This window comes from Streptomyces otsuchiensis, from assembly GCF_004305975.1.
GTDB lineage: Bacteria > Actinomycetota > Actinomycetes > Streptomycetales > Streptomycetaceae > Streptomyces > Streptomyces otsuchiensis.
The window spans coordinates 1-19,327 of sequence record NZ_BHZI01000099.1 but is presented as its reverse complement, the minus strand read 5'-3'; the positions used below and the strand labels follow the sequence as shown (position 1 = coordinate 19,327).

Here is a 19,327-nt window from a genome sequence, read left to right as displayed (position 1 = left end):
GGTGGGGGGTGACACGGCGGGTCGGACGGGCGCGGCAGGGGGCAGGGCACGGCTGGCCGGGTGAGCACGACGGGGCCCTAACGGGGGCCGCGCGGACGCGGGCGGGCACGCCGCCTGAGGACCGGACAGCGCGGCGGCCGGGCGGCGCCGACGAGCGGGCACACCGGCGCGCGGCGGTTCCCGGGGTGCGCTACGCGGCGCTGGTGACGCGGAGCAGGTCGATGTGGCGACGGCAGGTCAGCAGGCACACCGGCGGGAGAAACCCGCCGTCCGGCCCGCCGTGATGCCTCATGCCGCCGCCTCGCCTCCCATGGCCGGTGGCCGGGCCGCCGCGCGGAAGTGCGCGGCCGGCCGTGCGCCGGCTCGGCCCGCACCCGGACGCGTCGCGCCGCGTGGTAGAGCCGTCACGGGAATTCTCCGGGCCCGCTCGGGACGGCGTCAAGACGGTGGCGGGCAGAGCCGCCCGGCGCGTTGCCCGGCGCACCGGCGCGCGCCCGGCGACCGCCCGTCCGCCCCACGGCCCGTCACGGCCTCGCGCCCCCACCGGCGTCACGGCGTGGCGCGGTGCCGCGTGACACGATGGGGGCCGTGGAGCCCGGTGGCCTGCGGCGTCGCCGCGGGGGACACCGGGCGAACGGCGGACGGACGGGAGCACGCGGGCATGGGACGGGTGACGGAGCGGCGCCGGGTGGTGCGGATCCGCGGCGGGGCGGTCAGCGAACGGGCCGACACCCTCGCCGGGGAGGAGCCGATGGAGATCCGCGTCAACGGCCGCCCACTGGCGGTGACGATGCGCACCCCGGGTGACGACTTCGCGCTCGCGGTCGGCTTCCTGGTCAGCGAGGGCGTGGTGCACCGGGCCGAGCAGGTCTCCCGAGTGGTCTACTGCGCCGGTTCCGAACCGGCCGCCCCCGCCCCGGACGACGGCACCGGCCCCGCCGGCCGTACGCCGAACACCTACAACACCGTCGACGTGCTGCTCGCCGACGGGGTGCCACCGCCGGCGGCGTCGATGGAGCGCAACGTCTATGTCTCCTCCTCCTGCGGCATGTGCGGCCGTACCAGCCTGGACGCGGTGCGGACCACGGCCCGCTGGCCGCTGGCGGCCGCTCCCACCCTCACCCCGGCGCTGCTCTCCACGCTGCCGGACCGGCTGCGGGAGGGCCAGAAGGTCTTCGAGCGGACCGGCGGCCTGCACGCCGCCGCGCTGTTCGCCTCGGACGGCACGCTGCTGGATCTGCGGGAGGACGTCGGCCGGCACAACGCGGTCGACAAGGTGATCGGCCGGGCGCTGCGGGAGGGCGCGCTGCCCCTGGACGGCACGGTGCTGATGGTCTCCGGGCGGGCTTCGTTCGAACTGGCGCAGAAGGCCGTGATGGCCGGTGTGCCGGTGCTGGCGGCGGTCTCGGCCCCTTCCTCCCTCGCGGTCGACCTGGCCGAGGAGACCGGGCTGACGCTGGTGGGGTTTCTGCGGGGCGACTCGATGAACGTCTACGCGGGCGCTCAGCGGGTGGAGCTGCCGGAGGGTTCCTGATCCTCCGGCGGGGCCTGCGCCGCCCACCGCCGGGCGAGGACCGCGCAGACGATCAACTGCACCTGGTGGAAGAGCATCAGGGGCAGCACCGCCAGTGCCGCGTCGGCGCCGAACAGCACGCTCGACATCGGCAGGCCGACGGCCAGCGACTTCTTCGAACCGGCGAAGACCACGGCGATCCGGTCGGCGCGGCCGAACCCCAGCCGTCGTGAGCCGTAGCCGGTGACCAGCAGCATCAGGGCCAGCAGCACCGAGATCACGGCGAAGAGCGCCAGCAGCCGCTGCCAGCTGATCTGGCTGAAGACGCCGTCCTGCATGCCCCGGCTGAACGCGGCGTAGACCACGATCAGCACCGAGCCGCGCTCGAAGTACGACAGCGCCGTGCGGTGCCGCACCACGACGGCGCCGAGCCAGCGGTGCAGCAGCTGGCCGACGGCGAAGGGCAGCAGCAGCTGCAGGCAGATCTTCAGCAGCCCGTCGGCGGAGAACCCGGCGCTGCCGCCGATGAGCAGCCCGGCCAGCAGCGGGGTGAGAACCATGCCGACCAGGCTGGAGAACGAACCCGCCGCGATGGCACCGGCGACGTTGCCGCGGGCGATGGAGGTGAAGGCGATCGAGGACTGCACCGTGGAGGGGACCAGGCACAGGAACAGCACCCCGGTCGCCAGCTGGTCGGTCAGCAGCCAGGGAGCCAGCGCGCCCGCCGCCAGCCCCAGCAGGGGGAAGACCAGGAAGGTGCAGGCCAGGATCGTCACATGCAGCCGCCAGTGGCGCACTCCGTCTCCGACCTCGCGGGTGGACAGCCGCGCGCCGTACAGGAAGAACAGCAGCGCGATCGCCACCACCGAGACGGTGTCGACCGCCTCCGCCGCCGCGCCTCCGGCCGGCAGCAGCGCCGCCACCGCCATGGTCGCGAACAGGAGGAGGACGTAGGGGTCGAGGAATCGGAGGGCTCTGCGCACGGCCGGTATTCTCTCGCGCCGCGCTCGCCGCCCCGCAGGTGGGGTGAGGCGCCGGCCCGCTGACGGGGTGGGGGAGCCGGGAATGGGCGGCCGGAAACGATCGTTGATGATGGGTGCACTGCCCCCTGACAGGTAAGGACCGTATCTACGTGAGCAGCGTTCCGTTCGTCACCCTCAACAACGGCGTCAAAATGCCCCAGCTGGGCTTCGGCGTGTGGCAGGTACCCGACGAGCAGGCGACCGTGGCTGTCGGCCAGGCCCTGGAGGCCGGCTACCGGAGCATCGACACCGCCGCGCTCTACCGCAACGAGGAGGGCACGGGAAAGGCCCTGGCCGCGTCCGGGCTGCCCCGTGAGGAGCTGTTCGTCACCACCAAGCTGGGCAACGGCGACCACGGCTACGACAGCGCTCTGCGGGCCTTCGACGCCTCGCTCGCCAATCTCGCCCTCGACTACGTCGACCTCTACCTGATCCACTGGCCGATGCCGCTGGACGACAACTACGTCGACACCTGGAAGGCGTTCGAGAAGATCTACGCCGAGGGCCGGGCGAAGGCCATCGGCGTCTCCAACTTCAAGCCCGCCCACCTGCGCAGGCTGCTGGAGGAGACCGAGGTGGTGCCGGCGATCAACCAGATCGAGCTGCACCCCAACTTCCCCCAGGCCGAGTCCCGCGCCTTCCACTCGGCGCACGACATCGTGACCGAGGCGTGGTCGCCGCTGGGCCAGGGCAAGGAGCTGCTCCAGGACCCCGAGCTGGCCAGGGTCGCCGCCAAGCACGGCGTCTCCCCCGCGCAGGCGGTGCTGCGCTGGCACCTCCAGCTGGGCAACGTCGTGATCCCGAAGTCGGTCACGCCTGCCCGGATCAAGGAGAACATCGACGTCTTCGGTTTCGATCTGGACGACACCGACATGGAGACGCTGGGCGGTCTCGACAACGGCACCCGGCTGGGCGGCGACCCGGACAACGTCAACAGTCGCTGACGACGAACGGACTCTGACCCGCTCCGGCGGGTGCCGCCCCGCCCGGGGCGGACACCCCCGGCACACGACGGCGCCCGCCCCGGTGAGACCTGGGGCGGGCGCCGTCGTGCGGTGGCGCCCGGCGCGACTCCGAGCCCCGTGCACGGCGCGGTGTGGACCGGCCGGACCTGGGCAGACGGGGGAAGCGCCCCCTTCTCTCGTCCGGCCACCCCGCCCGGACCCATCCGGATCGGTGTCGGCTACGAATAGCCGCTGAGTCCGGATCGAGAGGCGCGCGACTCATGCACGGCCGGAGCGGTTCCGGCTGTTCTTCCCCGGAGGATGATTCATGCCGCTGCCACCACCGAGCGACCGATGCCGGCCATGCCGCGCCCCGATGGCCGGGGGTGCGCGGCGATGAAGGAGCCCGTCTACATCGGCGAGAACCCGTCCACGGCTCCGGATCTCTCCGAGCTGCTGGTACAGGTCGCCCAGGGTGACCACGCGGCGTTCGGCGCCGTGTACGACGCCGTGTCCGGCCCGGTCTTCGGGCTGGTCCGGAGCATCCTCCGCGATCCCGCTCAGTCCGAGGAGGTGACGCAGGAGGTGATGGTCGAGATCTGGCGCAACGCCGCCCGCTACCGCCCGGAGAAGGGCAGCGCCATGGCGTGGATGATGACCTTCGCCCACCGCCGCGCGGTGGACCGGGTCCGCTCGGCGCAGGCGTCCAGCGACCGTGAGCAGCGCGCCGCGCTGCTGGACCACACGCCGGCCTTCGACGAGGTGACCGAACAGGTGGAGACACGTCTGGAGCGCGAGCAGGTACGCCGTTGCCTGCGCACGCTGACGGATCTCCAGCGCCAGTCGGTCACACTCGCCTATTACCGCGGACTGACCTACCGCGAGGTCGCCGAGCTGCTGGCGCTGCCGCTCGGCACAGTGAAGACGCGTCTGCGCGACGGCCTGATCCGGCTGCGCGACTGCCTGGGGGTGACCGCATGACCGCTGACCTGCACACGCTCACCGGAGCGTATGTGCTCCACGCTCTGTCAGACGCCGAACTCGCCGAGTTCGACCGGCACCTGGCGGACTGCGATGCCTGTGCCCTGGAGGTGAGAGAGCTGTCCGCGACGACTCAGCGGCTCGGTGCCGCGGTCGCGGTCACACCGCCCCCGGCGATGCGTGACCGGGTGATGCGGCAGATCGAGACCGTGCGGCAGGAGCCGCCGGACGTTCCGCCGTACCGCGCGGACTCGGCGCGGCCCGGTCTCTTCGGCCGCCTCGGCTCCTCGCTGCCGCGACTGGCGCTGGCCGCGTGTCTCGCCGCGGCGGCGCTGGGCGGCGGGCTCGCCTTCTGGCAGTACCAGCAGGCCGAGGACGCCCGGGAGCAGGCGCAGCTGGCCGAGGCCGCCAACGACGAGATGATGCGGGTGCTGACGGCGACGGATGTGGCCGTCAGCAGTGGGGACCTGCCGGACGGCGCCACCGGCACGGTGCTGGTCTCCGCCAGCGAGGACCGCGCGGTCTTCGTGGCGGCCGGCATGGCCGATCCGCCGCCCGGCATGGTCTACCAGCTGTGGTTCGACGACGGTGGCACCATGCGCTCGGCCGGTCTGATGGACTCCTCCGGCGGTCCCTCGGCCAACGCCGTGCTGATGGAGGGGCCGGTGGCCGACGCCGCCGGCATGGGCATCACCGTCGAGCCGGACGGCGGCTCTCCCGAGCCGACCTCGGACCCGCTCGCGGTCATGGCCTTCCCCGAGGCCGCCGGCTGAGTCCTGACGGGTCTCCCGGCTTCGCGGGCGTCGGCGCACCGGGCGCCGACGCCCGCGAAGCCGCGAACCCACCCGTCGACCTTCGCCTACCCCCGGCCCTCCGTGTCATACCCGTGACCGGGCGGGCCGGCCACCGGTAAGTGATCACGAGGCCGCCGGAGTCACCGCGGCAGCGCACGGGGCCGGGCGGCCGCCACCAGGTGGCGGCCGCCCGGCCCCGTGCGTGACGCCGCCGCGTCACGGTGACACCCGGCTCAGGGCCGCGGGCCGTCCTCGGGACGGGCGTCGCGGCGGGGCGGGAGCGGGAAGAACCCGCTGGTGCGCGCCGCGTACTCCGCGAACCCGGGCCGCTCGGCCATCGAGCGTTCCAGCAGGCGCTTGCCGCTGCCGAAGATCAGCAGGAAGCTCATCAGCAGCGGGGAGACGACCGTCAGCGCGGCGATCTGCCAGGTACCGGCGGCGACCAGGAACAGCCCCCACCAGACCATGAAGTCACCGAAGTAGTTGGGGTGGCGGGTCCAGGACCACAGGCCGCGGTCCATGATGGCGCCGCGGTGGGCGGGGTCGGACTTGAAGCGGTGCATCTGGTGGTCGCCGACCGTCTCGAAGAACAGACCGACCGCCCAGACGGCCACTCCGACCACCGCGACCCAGCCCAGTGGTCCGGGCAGATGGGCTCCGGCCTGGACCGGCAGCGAGATCAGCCACACCAGCGCGGCCTGCAACAGGTAGACCTTGCGCAGGGCGTACAGCTGGGGGTGGCCGGGAGCCTTGGAGAGCATCCGGGCGTAGCGCGGGTCCTCGCCCTTGCCCCAGCCGCGCCAGCCGATATGACCGGCCAGCCGCACACCCCAGACGACGGTGAGCACCGCCAGCAGGGTCCGCCGGGCTCCGTCGCCGTCCCCGGAGGAGCAGATCCAGGTGGTGACCGCCACGGCGGCGAAGCCGAGGCCCCAGGCGATGTCCACGGTGCGGTGCGGCCCGCCGCGGATCACGGCGATCAGCCAGGTGATCAGCAGCACGGCGAACGCGGCCACGGCCGAGTACGCCAGGTTGAGGCCGAACTCGCCCCAGGGGTAGTCGCTCATCGCGGTGCGCACTCCTTGTACCAGTCGCGCAGCGTGCCGGTGAGGCCGCTGGTTCCGTCCTCGGTCGGGCGGACCGCGAGTATCTGGTCCACCCCCATGCGGCGTTCCTCGAAGGCGAGGCCGCCGCCCGCCAGGTAGAGCCGCCAGGCGCGGGCGGTCTCCTCGTTCGTCAGCGCGACGACCTCGTCCCAGTTGCGCTCCAGCGTCCGCGCCCAGGCGTCGATCGTGAGGGTGTAGTGCTCCCGCATCGCGTCGACGGAGCGGACTTCCAGGCCCGCGTTCTCCAGCAGGCCCACCGTCTCACCGACGGGTCGCATGTGCATGTCGGCGGCGATGTACGCCTCGATGAAGGCCCCGCCGCCGGGTGCGTTGGCGCCGCGCGACATCTGCTGGATCAGCACCCGGCCCTGCGGGCGGAGCATGCGGTGCATCATCGCGGCGAAGCCCGGGTACTCGGCGTCGCCGACGTGCTCACCCATCTCCAGCGAGACGGCGGCCTCGTACCAGCCGCCGGGGATGTCCCGGTAGTCGCGGTGCTGGACGTCGACCAGCTCCTCCAGCTTCCGCTGACGCGCCTGCTCCCGGACGTACTCGGCCTGCTCACGCGCCAGGGTCACCGCCGTGACCTGCACACCGTGCTGCTCCGCGGCGTACAGGGAGAGCGAGCCCCATCCGCAGCCGACGTCGAGCAGCCGCATGCCGGGCCGCAGTCCGAGCTTGCGGCAGACGAGTTCCAGTTTGTCGCGCTGGGCCTCGGCGAGGGAGTAGCCGCTCTCCCCCGGTGGCCGGCTCCAGTAGCCGCAGGAGTACGCCATCGCCGGGTCGAGCAGCAGGGCGTAGAACTCCGGCGGCAGGTCGTAGTGGTGGCTGATGGCGTGCCGGTCACGGCCGCGGCTGTGCGGCGCGCCCCGCAGCCGGACCTCGCCGGAGGGGACGGGCGGCTTGGGGCCGACGGCACCGAGCCGGGCGAGTGTCTTCAGGGCGGCGGCCTTGTCGGAGAGCGAGGAGCGGGGCACTGTCCCCTGGGCGCGGACGGTGCGCAGCGCGGCCGAGAGTCCGGCCCTCAGGTCGCCGGGGACCTCCAGGTCACCGGTGACGTAGGCGCGGGCCAGTCCCAGTTCGCCGGGCTGCCACAGCAGGTGACGCAGGGCGCGCCGGGAGCGGAGCACGACCAGTGGCGCGTCGGCCGGTCCCGCCTCGCTGCCGTCCCAGGCCCGTACCCGGACCGGGGAGGGCCCCTGGAGGTACTGCCGCAGGAGGCCGACGAGTTGGGCGGCGGCGCCTCGGCCGGGGTGTCTGGCTGGGGTCACTGGTTACCGTCCTGGGTGCGGGTAGGGGTGCCGGGGCCGGCGGAGGCGGTGCGGTCCTCGTCGGGCCGGGAGGTGAGCAGGAACTGCTGGACGTCGAGGTAGCCGGCGCGGAACCCGGCCTCGGAGTAGGCGAGGTAGAGGGTCCACATCCGGCGGAAGGTCTCGTCGAAGCCGAGGGCGTCGACCTCGGCCTCGCGTTCGTTGAACCGCTCCCGCCACAGCCGCAGGGTCTCGGCGTAGTGCGGGGCGAACCCGTCGGCGCGCTCGACGGTCAGCCGGGTGCGCTCCTCGGTGAGCCGCCGGACGATGTCGGTGGAGGGCAGCAGCCCTCCGGGGAAGATGTACTTCTGGATCCAGGTGTAGGTGCGGCGGCTGGCCACCAGCCGGTCGTGCGGCATGGTGATGGCCTGCAGGGCGACCTTGCCGCCGGGCGCGGTCAGCCGGTCGAGCGAGGCGAAGTAGGTGCCCCAGTACTCGGCGCCGACGGCCTCGATCATCTCGACGCTGACCACCGCGTCGTAGCTGCCCGTCAGCTCGCGGTAGTCGCGGATGAGCACCTCGACGCGGTCGCTGTGGCCGGCCTCCTCGACCCGCCGCCGGGCCAGTTGGGCCTGCTCGGTGGAGAGGGTGACGGTCACCACCTCGGCGCCCCGGGCGGCGGCGCGCAGCGACAGTTCGCCCCAGCCGGTGCCGATCTCCAGCAGCCGGGTTCCGGGACCGGCGCCGACCAGGTCGAGGATGCGGTCGATCTTCCGCTGCTGGGCGGCGGCCAGCAGTGACCACTCGGCGGGGAACCCGCGGAAGACGGCCGAGGAGTAGCTGAGGGTCTCGTCCAGGAAGAGGGAGAACAGCTCGTTGGAGAGGTCGTAGTGACGGCCGATGTTCTCGCGGGAGCCGCGGATGGTGTTGCGGCGGGCTCGGGGCTGTCGCGGGGCCCACACCTCGCGCAGCTTCTGCAGGCGCGGTGGCACCAGGGTGGCGGCGTTCTCGGCGAGGACGGTCAGCACGCCGACGAGGTCGGGGGCGTCCCATTCGCCGGCCATGTAGGACTCGCCGAAGCCGATCAGCCCGCCGGTGCCGAGCCTCCGCATGAAGGCGTCGGAGTCGCGCAGGACGAGGAGGGGCCCGCCAGCGCCCAGGGTGCGTCCGTCGGGGAAACGGGCACGCAGCGGCAGCCGTTCCAGGGCGCTCTCCGCGATCCGGGTGGCGATGACGCGCCGGGGCCAGGAACAGCTGGGGACGCGGGCGACGTCGGGCCAGCGGGCGGTGTCCACGCCCGCGCGGCCGGCCGGGCGCGCGGGGCCGCCGGACGCGGACGCGGCGGTGGCGGTGGCGGTGCCCGCGGGGGCGACGGGGGCGACGGGCGCGTCGGCTGCTTCCGGGGCGGCGGCACCCGCGGACGGGGCGGTGGCCGCGGGCCGGGCCGGCGGTCCCGAGGGCGAGGCCGTGGGCGAGGAGGATCGGGGCGAGGTCACTGCATACCTTCCTGCGGTTGGTGCCGGGGCCGGTGCTGTACCGGCAGGCCCTTCAGATAGAGGCGGATTCCGTGGAACCGGATGGCGGCGGAGACCGCCAGCGTGGGCCAGGGGTGGCGGGCGGCCGCGCGGAGCAGTCCGCCGACACCCGCGGGCCCGGGTTCGCCGCGGACGGTGGCGGTGAAGGGGGTTCCGTCGGGGCGGTCGAGCCGTACGGTGACGTCGAGGCGGCCGGCCGGCTCGGGCAACCGCATCCGGTAGCGGCCGTCGACGGGGTTGAACGGTGAGACGTAGAACTCCTTGGCAGTCTCCGCCCGCCCGTCCGTGTCGGGGTGCAGCAGATAGGCGTGCCGTTCGCCGTAGGTGTTGTGCACCTCGGCGACCACACAGGCCGTGGAGCCGTCGGCGCGGTGGCACCAGTAGAGCGTCAGCGGGTTGAAGACATGGCCGAGCACCCGGGCGTGGGCGAGCATCAGCACCCGGCCGTCGGGGGCGGGTTCGCCCCGCGCCGCGAGGAAGCGTTCGAGGCCGGCCCGGAGGGTGGGGGCCGTCCCGCCGAAGTGGTCACGGCTCTCGAACCGGGCGAGTGGCCGCAGCGGGAGGGGCAGCCGCGGCAGCCGGTCGAGGTCGACCAGCCACATGTAGGTGCGGTGCCGGAGCGAGTGGCGCACGGGGCCGCCGCGCGCGTGCCGGACCTCGCAGCGGTAGATCACTCCGGTGCTCGCGCCGGGCCGCTCGTGCGGAGCGCCGGTCCCGGGGGTCGCGGGGGCGGTCACCACCTCACGCCCAGCGCCTCGGCGGCCTCGACACCCGAGCGGCATCCGTCCTCGTGGAAGCCCCAGCCGTGGTAGGCGCCCGCGAAGGCTGTCACCGGACCGCTGAGCGCGGGGAGTTGACGCTGGGCGGCGACGGACTCGGGGGTGTAGACGGGGTGCTGGTACTCCATCCGGGCCAGGACACGGCCGGGGTCGACGCGGTCCTCGCCGTTCAGGGTCACCACGTGGGTCTCGGGTGTGTCCAGCCGCTGGAGGCGGTTCATGTCGTAGCTGATGCGGACCTCGCCGGCCGGGGTGGCGCAGTCCGGCAGCTGGTAGTTCCAGGAGGCGCGGGCCCCGGTGTGCCGCGGCAGCAGGGAGGTGTCGGTGTGCAGCAGGGTGGGGTTCCGGGAGTAGCGGAAGGCGCCCAGGACGCGCTGCTCGTCCGCGGTGGGGTCGGCCAGCATCGCCAGTGCCTGGTCGGCGTGGACCGCGAGGACGACGGAGTCGTACCGCTCGCTCGTGCCGTCGGCGGCCGTGATCTCGACGCCGCGCCCCTCACCGAGGCGGCGGACGGTCCGCACGGGGGTGCCGGTGCGGACGTCCGGGAGGTGCTTGGCCACGCGGTCGACGTAGGAGCGGGACCCGCCGGTGACGGTGCGCCAGCTGGGCGAGCCAGTGACGGAGAGCATCCCGTGGTGGTCGAGGAACCGGAAGAGGTAGCGCGCCGGGTAGCGCAGCGCGGTCTCCGGGTCGCAGGACCAGACGGCGGAGACGACCGGTGCCATGAAGTGGCTGACGAAGTAGGGGGAGAACCGGCCGGCCGCCAGAAAGGTGCCGAGGGTGGTGTCGTCGCCCGCGGCGGTGGAGGTGTCCCCGGTGGCGGTGGCGGCGTCGTCCGCGGCGAGCAGCCGCCGGGCCCGCCGGTGGAAGCGCGGGACCTGGGCGAGCAGCCGCAGGTAGCGGGGGTCGGCGGCGGAGGCGGGCCGGGCGAAGAGGCCGCGGGCGCCACGGGCGCCCGCGTACTCCAGGCCGCAGCCGTCGCACCGGACCGACATGCTCATCTCGGACGCCTGGGTGGCGACGCCCAGTTCGTCGAAGAGCCGGAGCAACCGGGGGTAGGTGCGTTCGTTGTGGACGATGAAGCCGGAGTCGATCCGCTCGAACCGGCACCCTCCGGTCCCGATGTCGTGCGTGTGCGCGTGACCCCCGAGCCGGTCGTCCGCCTCGTAGAGGGTGACCTGACGCGCCTCGCGCAGGACATAGGCCGCCGTCAACCCGGAGACCCCGCTCCCCACCACCGCTGACCTGCGTACTTCCCGCGTCATCCCACTGCCTCCGCCGGTCGCCTGCGGCCCGGGCCCGGGCCTGCTCACACCACTGTCGACAGGTATTCGGGGCTGTGGGCCGAACGGATGGGTCGTGGCGGCAAAGTAATTCCATCGAGTGATTGACCCATCCGGCGCAGGTGTCACAGCGAATACCGGTCGTGAGGAAGAACCGGGAAGCAGACGTGGCGTCCACCGCCGGCCGAGGTGCCGCACGGTGGGCGCGGCGCGTGCCGGCCGCGCTCAGTGGCATCCTCGCCGCGGTGGCCGCACTCGCCACGGCGGAACTGTGCGCCGCGCTGGTGCGGCCGGAGGCCAGGCCCGTGACGGCGGTGGGCGGAGCGGTCATCGACCGGACGCCGATCGCCGTCAAGGACTGGGCGATCCGGACCTTCGGCAGCGCGGACAAGCTGGTGCTGCAGATCGGCATCCTCACCCTGCTGGCGCTCTTCGCCATGGCCATCGGCCTGCTGGCGCTGCGCAGCCTCCGGCTGGGAGCGGCGGGAGCGGCCTGCTTCGGGGTCTTCGGCGCGGTCACGGCGACCGGCCGCCCCGAGGGCAGCGCGCCCGACGCCGTGCCCTCGCTGGTCGGCGGTGTGGCGGCGGTCGCCGTGATCGTGGTGCTGATACGCGCGTTGCGTCCGGTGACCGGCCCGGTCCTGGTCGCGCCCGACGCGGCCGGGCCCCGACCGGCCGGGGACGGCGGCGGGGAGCCCGGGGGCGCGGCCCGACCGTCCGTGCCCGCGGACCACGAGGAGTCCGCCGAACCGGCCCCCTCCCCCGAGGACGGCACCCAGGAGGACGGCACCGACGCGGACGGCACCCGGCAGAGCACCCGCGGGGGCCCCGCTCCGGACGGCGAGGGCGTCGGCACCACCTCCTCCCCCGTCACCACCCGCCGGGTCCTGGCCCCGTTCGACCGCCGCCGTTTCCTGCGGGCCGCCTCGGTGGCCGCGGCGGCCTCGGCCGGCGCCGGGCTGGTCGGCCAGCGGCTGCTGCGTTCCGGCGACGCGGAGGCGGAGGCCGCGCGCGAGGCGCTGACCATCCCGCGTCCCACCGACCCGGCCGCTCCGCTGCCGCCGGGAGCGGACCTGGAGGTGGACGGCCTGTCCTCCTTCACCACGCCCAACAAGGACTTCTACCGGGTGGACACCGCGCTGCGGGTGCCCCGCCTGGACGCCACCACCTGGCGGATGAGGATTCACGGCCGGGGCGTGGAACGGGAACTGGAGCTGGACTACCGGGACCTGCTGGACCGTGAGCTGATCGAGCGGGACATCACCCTGACCTGCGTCTCCAACCAGGTCGGTGGCCCGTACGTCGGCAACGCCCGCTGGATCGGTGTGCCGCTGGCCGAGTTGCTGCGCGAGGCGGGGGTCCGGCCCCCGTCCGAGGGCGGCCCGGCGGACCAGCTGGTGGCCCGGTCGGTCGAGGGGATGACCCTCGGCAGCCCGGTGGAGACCGTCATGGACGGCCGTGACGCCATGCTCGCGGTCGGTATGAACGGCGAACCGCTGCCCTTCCGTAACGGCTTTCCGGTCAGGATGGTTGTTCCGGGTTTGTACGGGTACGTGTCCGCTTGCAAGTGGTTGTCCGAACTGGAGTTGACCACCTTCGACGACTTCGACGTCTACTGGGTGGAACGCGACTGGGCGGCCGAGGCACCGGTCAAGACGCAGTCACGGATCGACACCCCGCGCGGGTTCGCCACGATCGGCGCCGGCACCGTCCCGGTGGCCGGGGTGGCGTGGGCGCAGCACACCGGCATCGAGCGGGTGGAGGTCCGGGTCGACGGCGGCGAGTGGCAGGAAGCCCAACTCGCCCCGGCCCCCAGCGAGGACACCTGGCGTCAGTGGCGCTGGGACTGGGAGGCCGAAGCGGGCTCCCACCGGCTGGAGGTCCGCGCGACCGACCGCTCCGGCGAGACCCAGACCGAGGAGCGCGTCGGGACGGTCCCCGACGGCGCCACCGGCTGGCATTCGGCGGTGGTCACCGTGGAGTGACACAACTTTTCGCGATTTCTCGGCAGATGGACCAATCCGAGCACGACCCCAGACCGAATCACCGGTATACGACGAGCTCCCCCCGAGCAGATCACCGCAAGGAGAATCCTGATGAACACCCGTATCCGCCGCACCGCCGTCGCCGTCGCCACCGCCGCGATCCTGCCGTTCTCGCTGGCGGCCTGCTCCTCGGACAACGGTGACGACGACAACGGGTCCGAGGCTGCCGAGACCGGCCAGGGCACGGACGAGGGCACCGAGGACACGGACACCGAGGACATGGACGACATGGACGGCTCCGGCGACGCCGAGGCCGCCCCGTTCGGCGCCGCGTGTTCCGGTGTTCCGACCGACGGCCCGGGCAGCTTCGAGGGCATGGCCCAGGACCCGGTCGCCACCGCCGCGTCCAACAACGAGGACCTGGCCACGCTGGTCACCGCCGTGGACGCCGCCGGCCTGGTGGACACCCTGAACGACGCCGACGCCCTGACCGTCTTCGCGCCGGTCAACGACGCCTTCGCGGAGATCCCCGAGGAGGACCTCAACGCACTGCTGGAGGACCAGGACGCGCTGACCGACGTGCTGACCTACCACGTGGTCGGTGAGCGGCTGGCCCCCGAGGACCTGGACGGCACCCACGACACCCTGCAGGGCGAGACCCTGACCGTCGCGGGCTCCGGCGAGGACTTCACGGTGAACGACAACGCCACGGTCGTCTGCGGCAACGTGCAGACCGCCAACGCCACGGTCTACATCATCGACTCGGTGCTGATGCCCTGAGACGCCCCCGCGTCAGGGCGTCACCCCTGACGCCCTGACGCCGTGCCGGCCGTGACGCCGCCGCTTGAACGCCGGCACGGCCCCGGGCCGCGGGCCGGTCACCGCCCTCCCAACCTCCGGGCGGTGGCCGGTCCGCTCGTGTGTGCGCGTCCCGATGGGCACGCCCCGGCCGGGCGGCGACCGCCGTCCGGGGCACGCGGGCAGACCTGTTGAACAGCGGCCGAGGGCAGGCCGGGCACGGCCTCCGGCAACCACCGCGCCGCGTCCGCGACTTGGCAGGGGCCCGGGAGGCCGGTCGACGAGGCAGGCCGCCGGGGCCGCTTGTCACCCGCCATGCGGGGCCGTAGCTTCCGGCTTATGGACCTGGAGCTACGCCACCTCAAGATCATCCGGGCGATAGACGAGGCCGGGAGCCTCACCCGGGCAGCGACCTCTCTCGGCCTCGCGCAGTCGGCGCTCAGCGCACAGCTCAAACGCATCGAACGAGCCCTGGGCGGCGCGCTCTTCGAGCGCGGCAGACACGGAGCGCAGCCGACTCCGCTGGGTGAGCTGGTGCTGGACCGGGCGCGCGTCCTCCTCCCGGCCATGCGAGAGCTCCAGGAGGAGGCGGTACGGTTCGCCAACACCCTGGAGGATCTGCCCCGGTTCCGGCTCGGCGGCACCCACGGGCCCATGCTGGGCGGCCTGGTGGACCAGCTCTCCCTGCTGCACCCGCAGGCCGCGATCTCCACCGTCACCAGCTGGTCGATCGAGGAGATCAGCGATCTGGTGGTTTCCGGCCGGCTGGACTTCGCACTGGCCGGCACCTGCGGCGAGGCCACTCCCCCGGCGTCCGACCAGCTGACCTGGCGTACCGTCGGCCGCGACCCGATCTTCATCATGCTCTCGGAGCAGCACCCGCTGGCCGGTGAGCACGAACTCGACCTGGAACGGCTCTCGGGCGAGCAGTGGGTGGACGCCCCGGGCGACGGCTGTTTCGGCGACTGCTTCTTCGCTGCCTGTGCCCGCGCGGGGTTCACCCCCACCTCGGTCTACGAACTCGACACATCCGCGTGTGTGCATCTGGTGCAGGCGGGCCGCGCGGTCGCGCCGTGCCGCGCGATCTTCCCGCCGACCCCGGGTGTCGTCACTCTGCCACTGGCCGGCAATCCGCTCTCCTGGCACCACATGCTCGGCTGGCATCCGTCGGCGGCCGCGGCGGGCGCCGCGCCGGCCGTTCTCATCCGCGCACGTCAGGCGCACCGCGAGGCGACGCGGCGCAATCCGAGGTACGCGCAGTGGCTGGCCGCCAACACCCACTTCGGCACGACGCCCGAGCGCCCCAACTAGCGCTGCGCGTGGCGTGTTCACGCATTCCATCGCATGACAAGAGGTATTGGTTGGCAGGTACACACCCGATCACGCGGCGTCTACATTCTGGTCACCCTCACAACACAAGGAGAACAGAATGCGTCACAAAGGACGTACTGTTGCCATCGGTTCGGCGCTGGCGGCCACCGCCCTCGCGCTGAGCCTGGTGCCGGCCAACGCCACCACCGATGTCCCGGCATCCGCCGCCAAGGCCGACGCTCTCGTCGACCAGCTGCCCACCGGCATGGTGGCGGCCATGGAGCGCGACCTGGGTCTGACCGCAGCCGAGGTCGGACCGCAGCTCGTCGCCGAGCACGAGGCAGCCGTTCTCGAGGAGACCCTCAGCGACGACCTGTCGGCCTACGCCGGCTCGTGGCTCGTGGAGGGCACCGCCGAACTGGTGGTGGCCACCACCGACCGCGCCGAGGTCGCCGAGATCACCGCGGCGGGCGCCACCGCCACGGTCGTCGAGCACACCCTCGCCGAGCTCGAAGCGGTCAAGGACGTCCTGGACGAGGCCGCCCTGGCCAACTCCTCGGACGCCGCGCCGCTGTGGTACGTCGACGTCACCACCAACGAGGTCGTGGTCCACGCCTCGGACGTCGCCGCCGCCACGTCCTTCGTCGAGGCCAGCGGGGCCGACAGCTCCGCCGTCCGCGTGATGGAGTCGGACGAGGCGCCCAAGCCCTTCTACGACCTGGTCGGCGGCGACGCCTACTACATCGGTGGCGGCCGCTGCTCCATCGGCTTCTCGGTCCGTCAGGGCACCACCCCCGGCTTCGTCACCGCCGGCCACTGCGGCAGCGTCGGCAACGCCACCACCGGCTTCAACCGCGTCAGCCAGGGCACCTTCCGGGGTTCCTGGTTCCCGGGCCGCGACATGGCGTGGGTCGCGGTGAACAGCAACTGGACGCCCACCTCCCTGGTCCGCAACTCCGGTTCCGGCGTGCGGGTCACCGGCTCCACCCAGGCCACCGTCGGCTCCTCGATCTGCCGCTCCGGCTCCACCACCGGCTGGCGCTGCGGCACCATCCAGCAGCACAACACCTCCGTGACCTACCCCCAGGGCACCATCACCGGCGTGACGCGGACCTCCGCCTGCGCCCAGCCCGGTGACTCCGGCGGCTCCTTCATCTCGGGCACCCAGGCCCAGGGTGTGACCTCCGGTGGCTCCGGCAACTGCTCGATCGGTGGCACCACCTTCCACCAGCCCGTCAACCCGATCCTCTCCCAGTACGGTCTGACCCTCGTCCGGAGCTGACCCGGAAGCGGTGACCCCGCACACGCAGACCGCCTGAACCACCGGTGGCCCGCCACGATCTCCGGATCGCGGCGGGCCACTGGTGTGTGCGCCGTCACATCCCCTCCACTGCCGTAACCACCGGGAACGCGGGCCACCGGGAGCCAACCGCCCCTCTCCGCCGTCACGTTGTGCATAGGGCGTGCGTGTCGTGAAGTTACCCTCACATCCGCCGGAACCAGCCACCCGGCCCCCTGACGTCCACTCAGGATGCCGCTCTGACCTGCGAGAACGGCCTGAAACTGGCGTGGTCAGGCAATCCATCGCATGACAAGAGGTATTCCTTGACAGGTACACACCCCACAACCCCGGCGGCTACGTTCTGTGTCACCCCCACAAGGCAAGTGCAAGGAGAACTGCATGCGTCACAAAGGCCGTACCGCCATCGGCTCCGCGATAGCCGCCTCCGCGCTCGCTCTCGCACTCGTTCCCAGCCAGGCAACCGCCAACGACACGCTCACCGAGCGCGCCGACGCCGCGGTCGCCGAACTTCCCGCCGGTGTGCTGGACGCCATGGAGCGCGACCTGGGCCTGAGCGAGCTGGAGGCCGGCCTCCAGCTGGTCGCCCAGTACGACGCCTCGCTGCTCGGCGAGACGCTCAGCGCCGACCTCGACGCCTACGCGGGCTCCTGGCTCGCCGACGGCACCGACCTGGTCGTCGCCACCACCGACAGGGCCGAGGCCGCGCAGATCACCGAGGCAGGCGCCAAGGTCGAGATCGTCGACCACACGCTCACCGAACTGGAGAGCGTCAAGGCCGCGCTGGACGAGGCCGCCGAGTCCTACGACACCACCGACGCCCCGGTCTGGTACGTGGACATCACCACCAACGACGTGGTGCTGCTCACCTCCGACACCGCCGAGGCCAAGGGCTTCGTCGAGGCCGCGGGTGTCGACGCCGGCGCCGTCTCGATCCAGACCTCGGACGAGCAGCCCCAGGCCTTCTACGACCTGGTCGGCGGTGACGCCTACTACATGGGCGGCGGCCGCTGCTCCGTCGGCTTCTCGGTGACCCAGGGCTCCACCCCGGGCTTCGCCACCGCCGGCCACTGCGGCACCGTGGGCACCAGCACCACCGGCTTCAACCAGGCCGCGCAGGGCACCTTCGAGGAGTCGTCCTTCCCGGGCGACGACATGGCGTGGGTGTCGGTCAACAGCAACTGGAACACCACCCCGACCGTCAATGACGGCGCGGTCACGGTCTCCGGTTCGACCCAGGGCGCCGTCGGCGCCTCCATCTGCCGCTCGGGCTCCACCACCGGCTGGCACTGCGGCACCATCGAGCAGCACAACACCTCGGTGACCTACCCGGAGGGCACCATCACCGGTGTCACCCGCACCTCGGTCTGCGCCGAGCCCGGCGACTCCGGCGGCTCCTACATCAGTGGTAGCCAGGCCCAGGGTGTGACCTCCGGCGGTTCCGGCAACTGCACCTCCGGTGGCACCACCTACCACCAGCCGATCAACCCGCTGCTCTCGGCCTACGGCCTGGACCTGGTCACCGGCTGACCGTAGAGAACAACGCACCACCCGCACCACTCCCCCACATGCGCTGACGCGCCCCACGGCCCGCCGCGATCCCCGGATCCGGCGGGCCGTTCGCGTGCCCGCGCCCCGCCCGCGCAGCGGCACGGAGTGCGGACCGCCGCTCGCATCGCGGACGGACGTTGCCGTCCGCCCGCCCGGCGGTGAGGCTGGACGGACACGAGGAGCGGAGAGGGGAGCCGACGATGCCCGACGCCGTCTACACCCACGGCCACCACGAGGCGGTACTGCGCTCGCACCGCCGCCGGACCGCCGAGAACTCGGCCGCCTATCTGCTGCCCCGGCTGCGCCCCGGCCTCGCGCTGCTGGATGTCGGCTGCGGACCGGGCACCATCACCGCCGGGCTCGCCCACCGGGTGGCGCCCGGACCGCTCACCGCCCTGGACTCGTCCGCCTCGGTCCTGGACGCCGCCCGCGCGGCCTGCGCCGCCCAGGGCGTCGGCAACGCCACCTTCACCACCGGCGACGTCACGGCGCTGGAGTTCGCGGACGGCACCGCCGAGGGCACCGGGTTCGACGTGGTCCACGCGCACCAGGTGCTGCAGCATCTGGGCGACCCCGTCGCCGCGCTCCGTGAGATGCGCCGCGTGTGCCGTCCGGGCGGAACCGTCGCCGCCCGCGACGCCGACTACGCGGCGATGACCTGGTACCCCCGCCCGCCGGGGCTCGATCTGTGGCTGCGCGTCTACGACGACGTCGCCCGCGCCAACGGCGGCGAACCGGACGCCGGACGCCGTCTGCTGTCCTGGGCAGGGCAGGCGGGTTTCACCGACATCGAACCGTCCGCCTCCGTCTGGTGCTTCGCCACCGAGGAGGACCGCGCGTGGTGGAGCGGCCTGTGGGCCGAGCGGACCCTCTCCGAGGGCTACGCGCGGATGGCGGTGGACGGCGGCCACGCGACGACGGCGGAGCTGGACCGCGCCGCTGGGGGCTGGCGGCAGTGGGGCGCGGCGGCGGACGGCTGGTTCGCCGTGCTCCACGGCGAGATCCTCTGCCGTCGCTGAGCCGGCCCCGGGCACGGCGTCGCCCCGCCGGCGCCACGAGGTGCGGCGGGCGGAGCCTGTCTCTTTTACAAATCTCCCAGCCCCCCAGACAAAAAGGAAAATCGTATGCCGTCTTTTGCTTGAAAAAAAAAAAAAAAAAAAAATAAGAAGAAAGAG

The 19,327-nt window shown here is 72.8% G+C and carries 16 protein-coding genes; 10 read left to right on the top strand and 6 right to left on the bottom strand.

Annotation, left to right across the window (positions count from 1 at the left end; genetic code table 11):
* The first annotated feature begins 661 nt into the window (after nucleotides 1-661).
* Nucleotides 662-1,534, top strand: a complete 873-nt coding sequence (gene fdhD, locus E0D90_RS11770; protein ID WP_130797822.1) for a formate dehydrogenase accessory sulfurtransferase FdhD — start codon at nucleotides 662-664, stop codon at nucleotides 1,532-1,534.
* Here the strand turns inward: fdhD and E0D90_RS11765 are convergent.
* Entirely contained in the window at nucleotides 1,504-2,496 is a 993-nt protein-coding gene (locus E0D90_RS11765; RefSeq protein ID WP_130797819.1) for a bile acid:sodium symporter family protein, read from the bottom strand. The genes fdhD and E0D90_RS11765 overlap by 31 nt on opposite strands.
* 149 nt (nucleotides 2,497-2,645) lie before the next feature.
* Between E0D90_RS11765 and E0D90_RS11760 the strand changes: the two genes are divergently transcribed.
* The 3 genes from E0D90_RS11760 (at nucleotide 2,646) to E0D90_RS11750 (ending at nucleotide 5,233) form a co-directional block, all read left to right on the top strand.
* The gene (locus E0D90_RS11760; RefSeq protein ID WP_130797817.1) at nucleotides 2,646-3,479 is read left to right on the top strand and encodes an aldo/keto reductase; all 834 of its coding nucleotides are present in this window, start codon (nucleotides 2,646-2,648) and stop codon (nucleotides 3,477-3,479) included.
* A gap of 396 nt (nucleotides 3,480-3,875) precedes the next feature.
* Entirely contained in the window at nucleotides 3,876-4,460 is a 585-nt protein-coding gene (locus E0D90_RS11755) for a sigma-70 family RNA polymerase sigma factor (RefSeq protein ID WP_103503680.1), read from the top strand.
* Nucleotides 4,457-5,233: an anti-sigma factor gene (locus E0D90_RS11750; RefSeq protein ID WP_130797815.1), complete on the top strand. Its 777-nt coding sequence runs from the start codon at nucleotides 4,457-4,459 to the stop codon at nucleotides 5,231-5,233. Before E0D90_RS11755 ends, E0D90_RS11750 begins: the two co-directional genes overlap by 4 nt.
* 254 nt (nucleotides 5,234-5,487) lie before the next feature.
* Here E0D90_RS11750 and E0D90_RS11745 read toward each other — a convergent pair whose 3' ends face one another.
* The 5 genes from E0D90_RS11745 to E0D90_RS11725 all read right to left on the bottom strand — a co-directional run bounded on the left by E0D90_RS11745 (nucleotide 5,488) and on the right by E0D90_RS11725 (nucleotide 11,189).
* Complete coding sequence (locus E0D90_RS11745; RefSeq protein WP_103503682.1) at nucleotides 5,488-6,321, bottom strand: DUF1295 domain-containing protein; 834 nt, start codon at nucleotides 6,319-6,321, stop codon at nucleotides 5,488-5,490.
* Complete coding sequence (locus E0D90_RS11740; protein ID WP_103503683.1) at nucleotides 6,318-7,631, bottom strand: class I SAM-dependent methyltransferase; 1,314 nt, start codon at nucleotides 7,629-7,631, stop codon at nucleotides 6,318-6,320. The genes E0D90_RS11745 and E0D90_RS11740 overlap by 4 nt, the downstream gene beginning before the upstream one ends.
* Nucleotides 7,628-8,905: an SAM-dependent methyltransferase gene (locus E0D90_RS11735; protein WP_227870158.1), complete on the bottom strand. Its 1,278-nt coding sequence runs from the start codon at nucleotides 8,903-8,905 to the stop codon at nucleotides 7,628-7,630. The genes E0D90_RS11740 and E0D90_RS11735 overlap by 4 nt, the downstream gene beginning before the upstream one ends.
* A 197-nt stretch (nucleotides 8,906-9,102) precedes the next feature.
* A complete protein-coding gene (locus E0D90_RS11730; RefSeq protein WP_227870157.1) occupies nucleotides 9,103-9,819 on the bottom strand; it encodes a DUF1365 domain-containing protein in 717 nt (238 codons plus the stop codon).
* A gap of 59 nt (nucleotides 9,820-9,878) precedes the next feature.
* Nucleotides 9,879-11,189, bottom strand: coding sequence for an NAD(P)/FAD-dependent oxidoreductase (locus E0D90_RS11725; protein WP_130797808.1), 1,311 nt, complete (start codon nucleotides 11,187-11,189; stop codon nucleotides 9,879-9,881).
* A 413-nt stretch (nucleotides 11,190-11,602) separates the two neighbouring features.
* Here E0D90_RS11725 and E0D90_RS11720 point away from each other — a divergent pair, with 413 nt between their 5' ends.
* From E0D90_RS11720 to E0D90_RS11695, 6 genes are all read left to right on the top strand, one after another.
* Nucleotides 11,603-13,192: a molybdopterin-dependent oxidoreductase gene (locus tag E0D90_RS11720; protein ID WP_438827391.1), complete on the top strand. Its 1,590-nt coding sequence runs from the start codon at nucleotides 11,603-11,605 to the stop codon at nucleotides 13,190-13,192.
* A 111-nt stretch (nucleotides 13,193-13,303) separates the two neighbouring features.
* The gene (locus E0D90_RS11715; protein ID WP_130797806.1) at nucleotides 13,304-13,972 is read left to right on the top strand and encodes a fasciclin domain-containing protein; all 669 of its coding nucleotides are present in this window, start codon (nucleotides 13,304-13,306) and stop codon (nucleotides 13,970-13,972) included.
* 357 nt (nucleotides 13,973-14,329) lie between these two features.
* Nucleotides 14,330-15,301 carry a LysR family transcriptional regulator gene (locus tag E0D90_RS11710; RefSeq protein WP_103501307.1) on the top strand — a complete coding sequence of 324 codons (972 nt, stop codon included), beginning with the start codon at nucleotides 14,330-14,332 and terminating at the stop codon, nucleotides 15,299-15,301.
* Nucleotides 15,302-15,419: 118 nt separating this feature from the next.
* Complete coding sequence (locus E0D90_RS11705) at nucleotides 15,420-16,583, top strand: S1 family peptidase (protein ID WP_103501306.1); 1,164 nt, start codon at nucleotides 15,420-15,422, stop codon at nucleotides 16,581-16,583.
* A gap of 399 nt (nucleotides 16,584-16,982) precedes the next feature.
* Nucleotides 16,983-18,131 (top strand): S1 family peptidase, encoded by a 1,149-nt coding sequence (locus E0D90_RS11700; RefSeq protein ID WP_130797804.1) that lies wholly within the window; start codon nucleotides 16,983-16,985, stop codon nucleotides 18,129-18,131.
* Between the two features lie 221 nt (nucleotides 18,132-18,352).
* The gene (locus E0D90_RS11695; protein WP_130797802.1) at nucleotides 18,353-19,171 is read left to right on the top strand and encodes a methyltransferase domain-containing protein; all 819 of its coding nucleotides are present in this window, start codon (nucleotides 18,353-18,355) and stop codon (nucleotides 19,169-19,171) included.
* The last annotated feature ends 156 nt before the right edge of the window (nucleotides 19,172-19,327 follow it).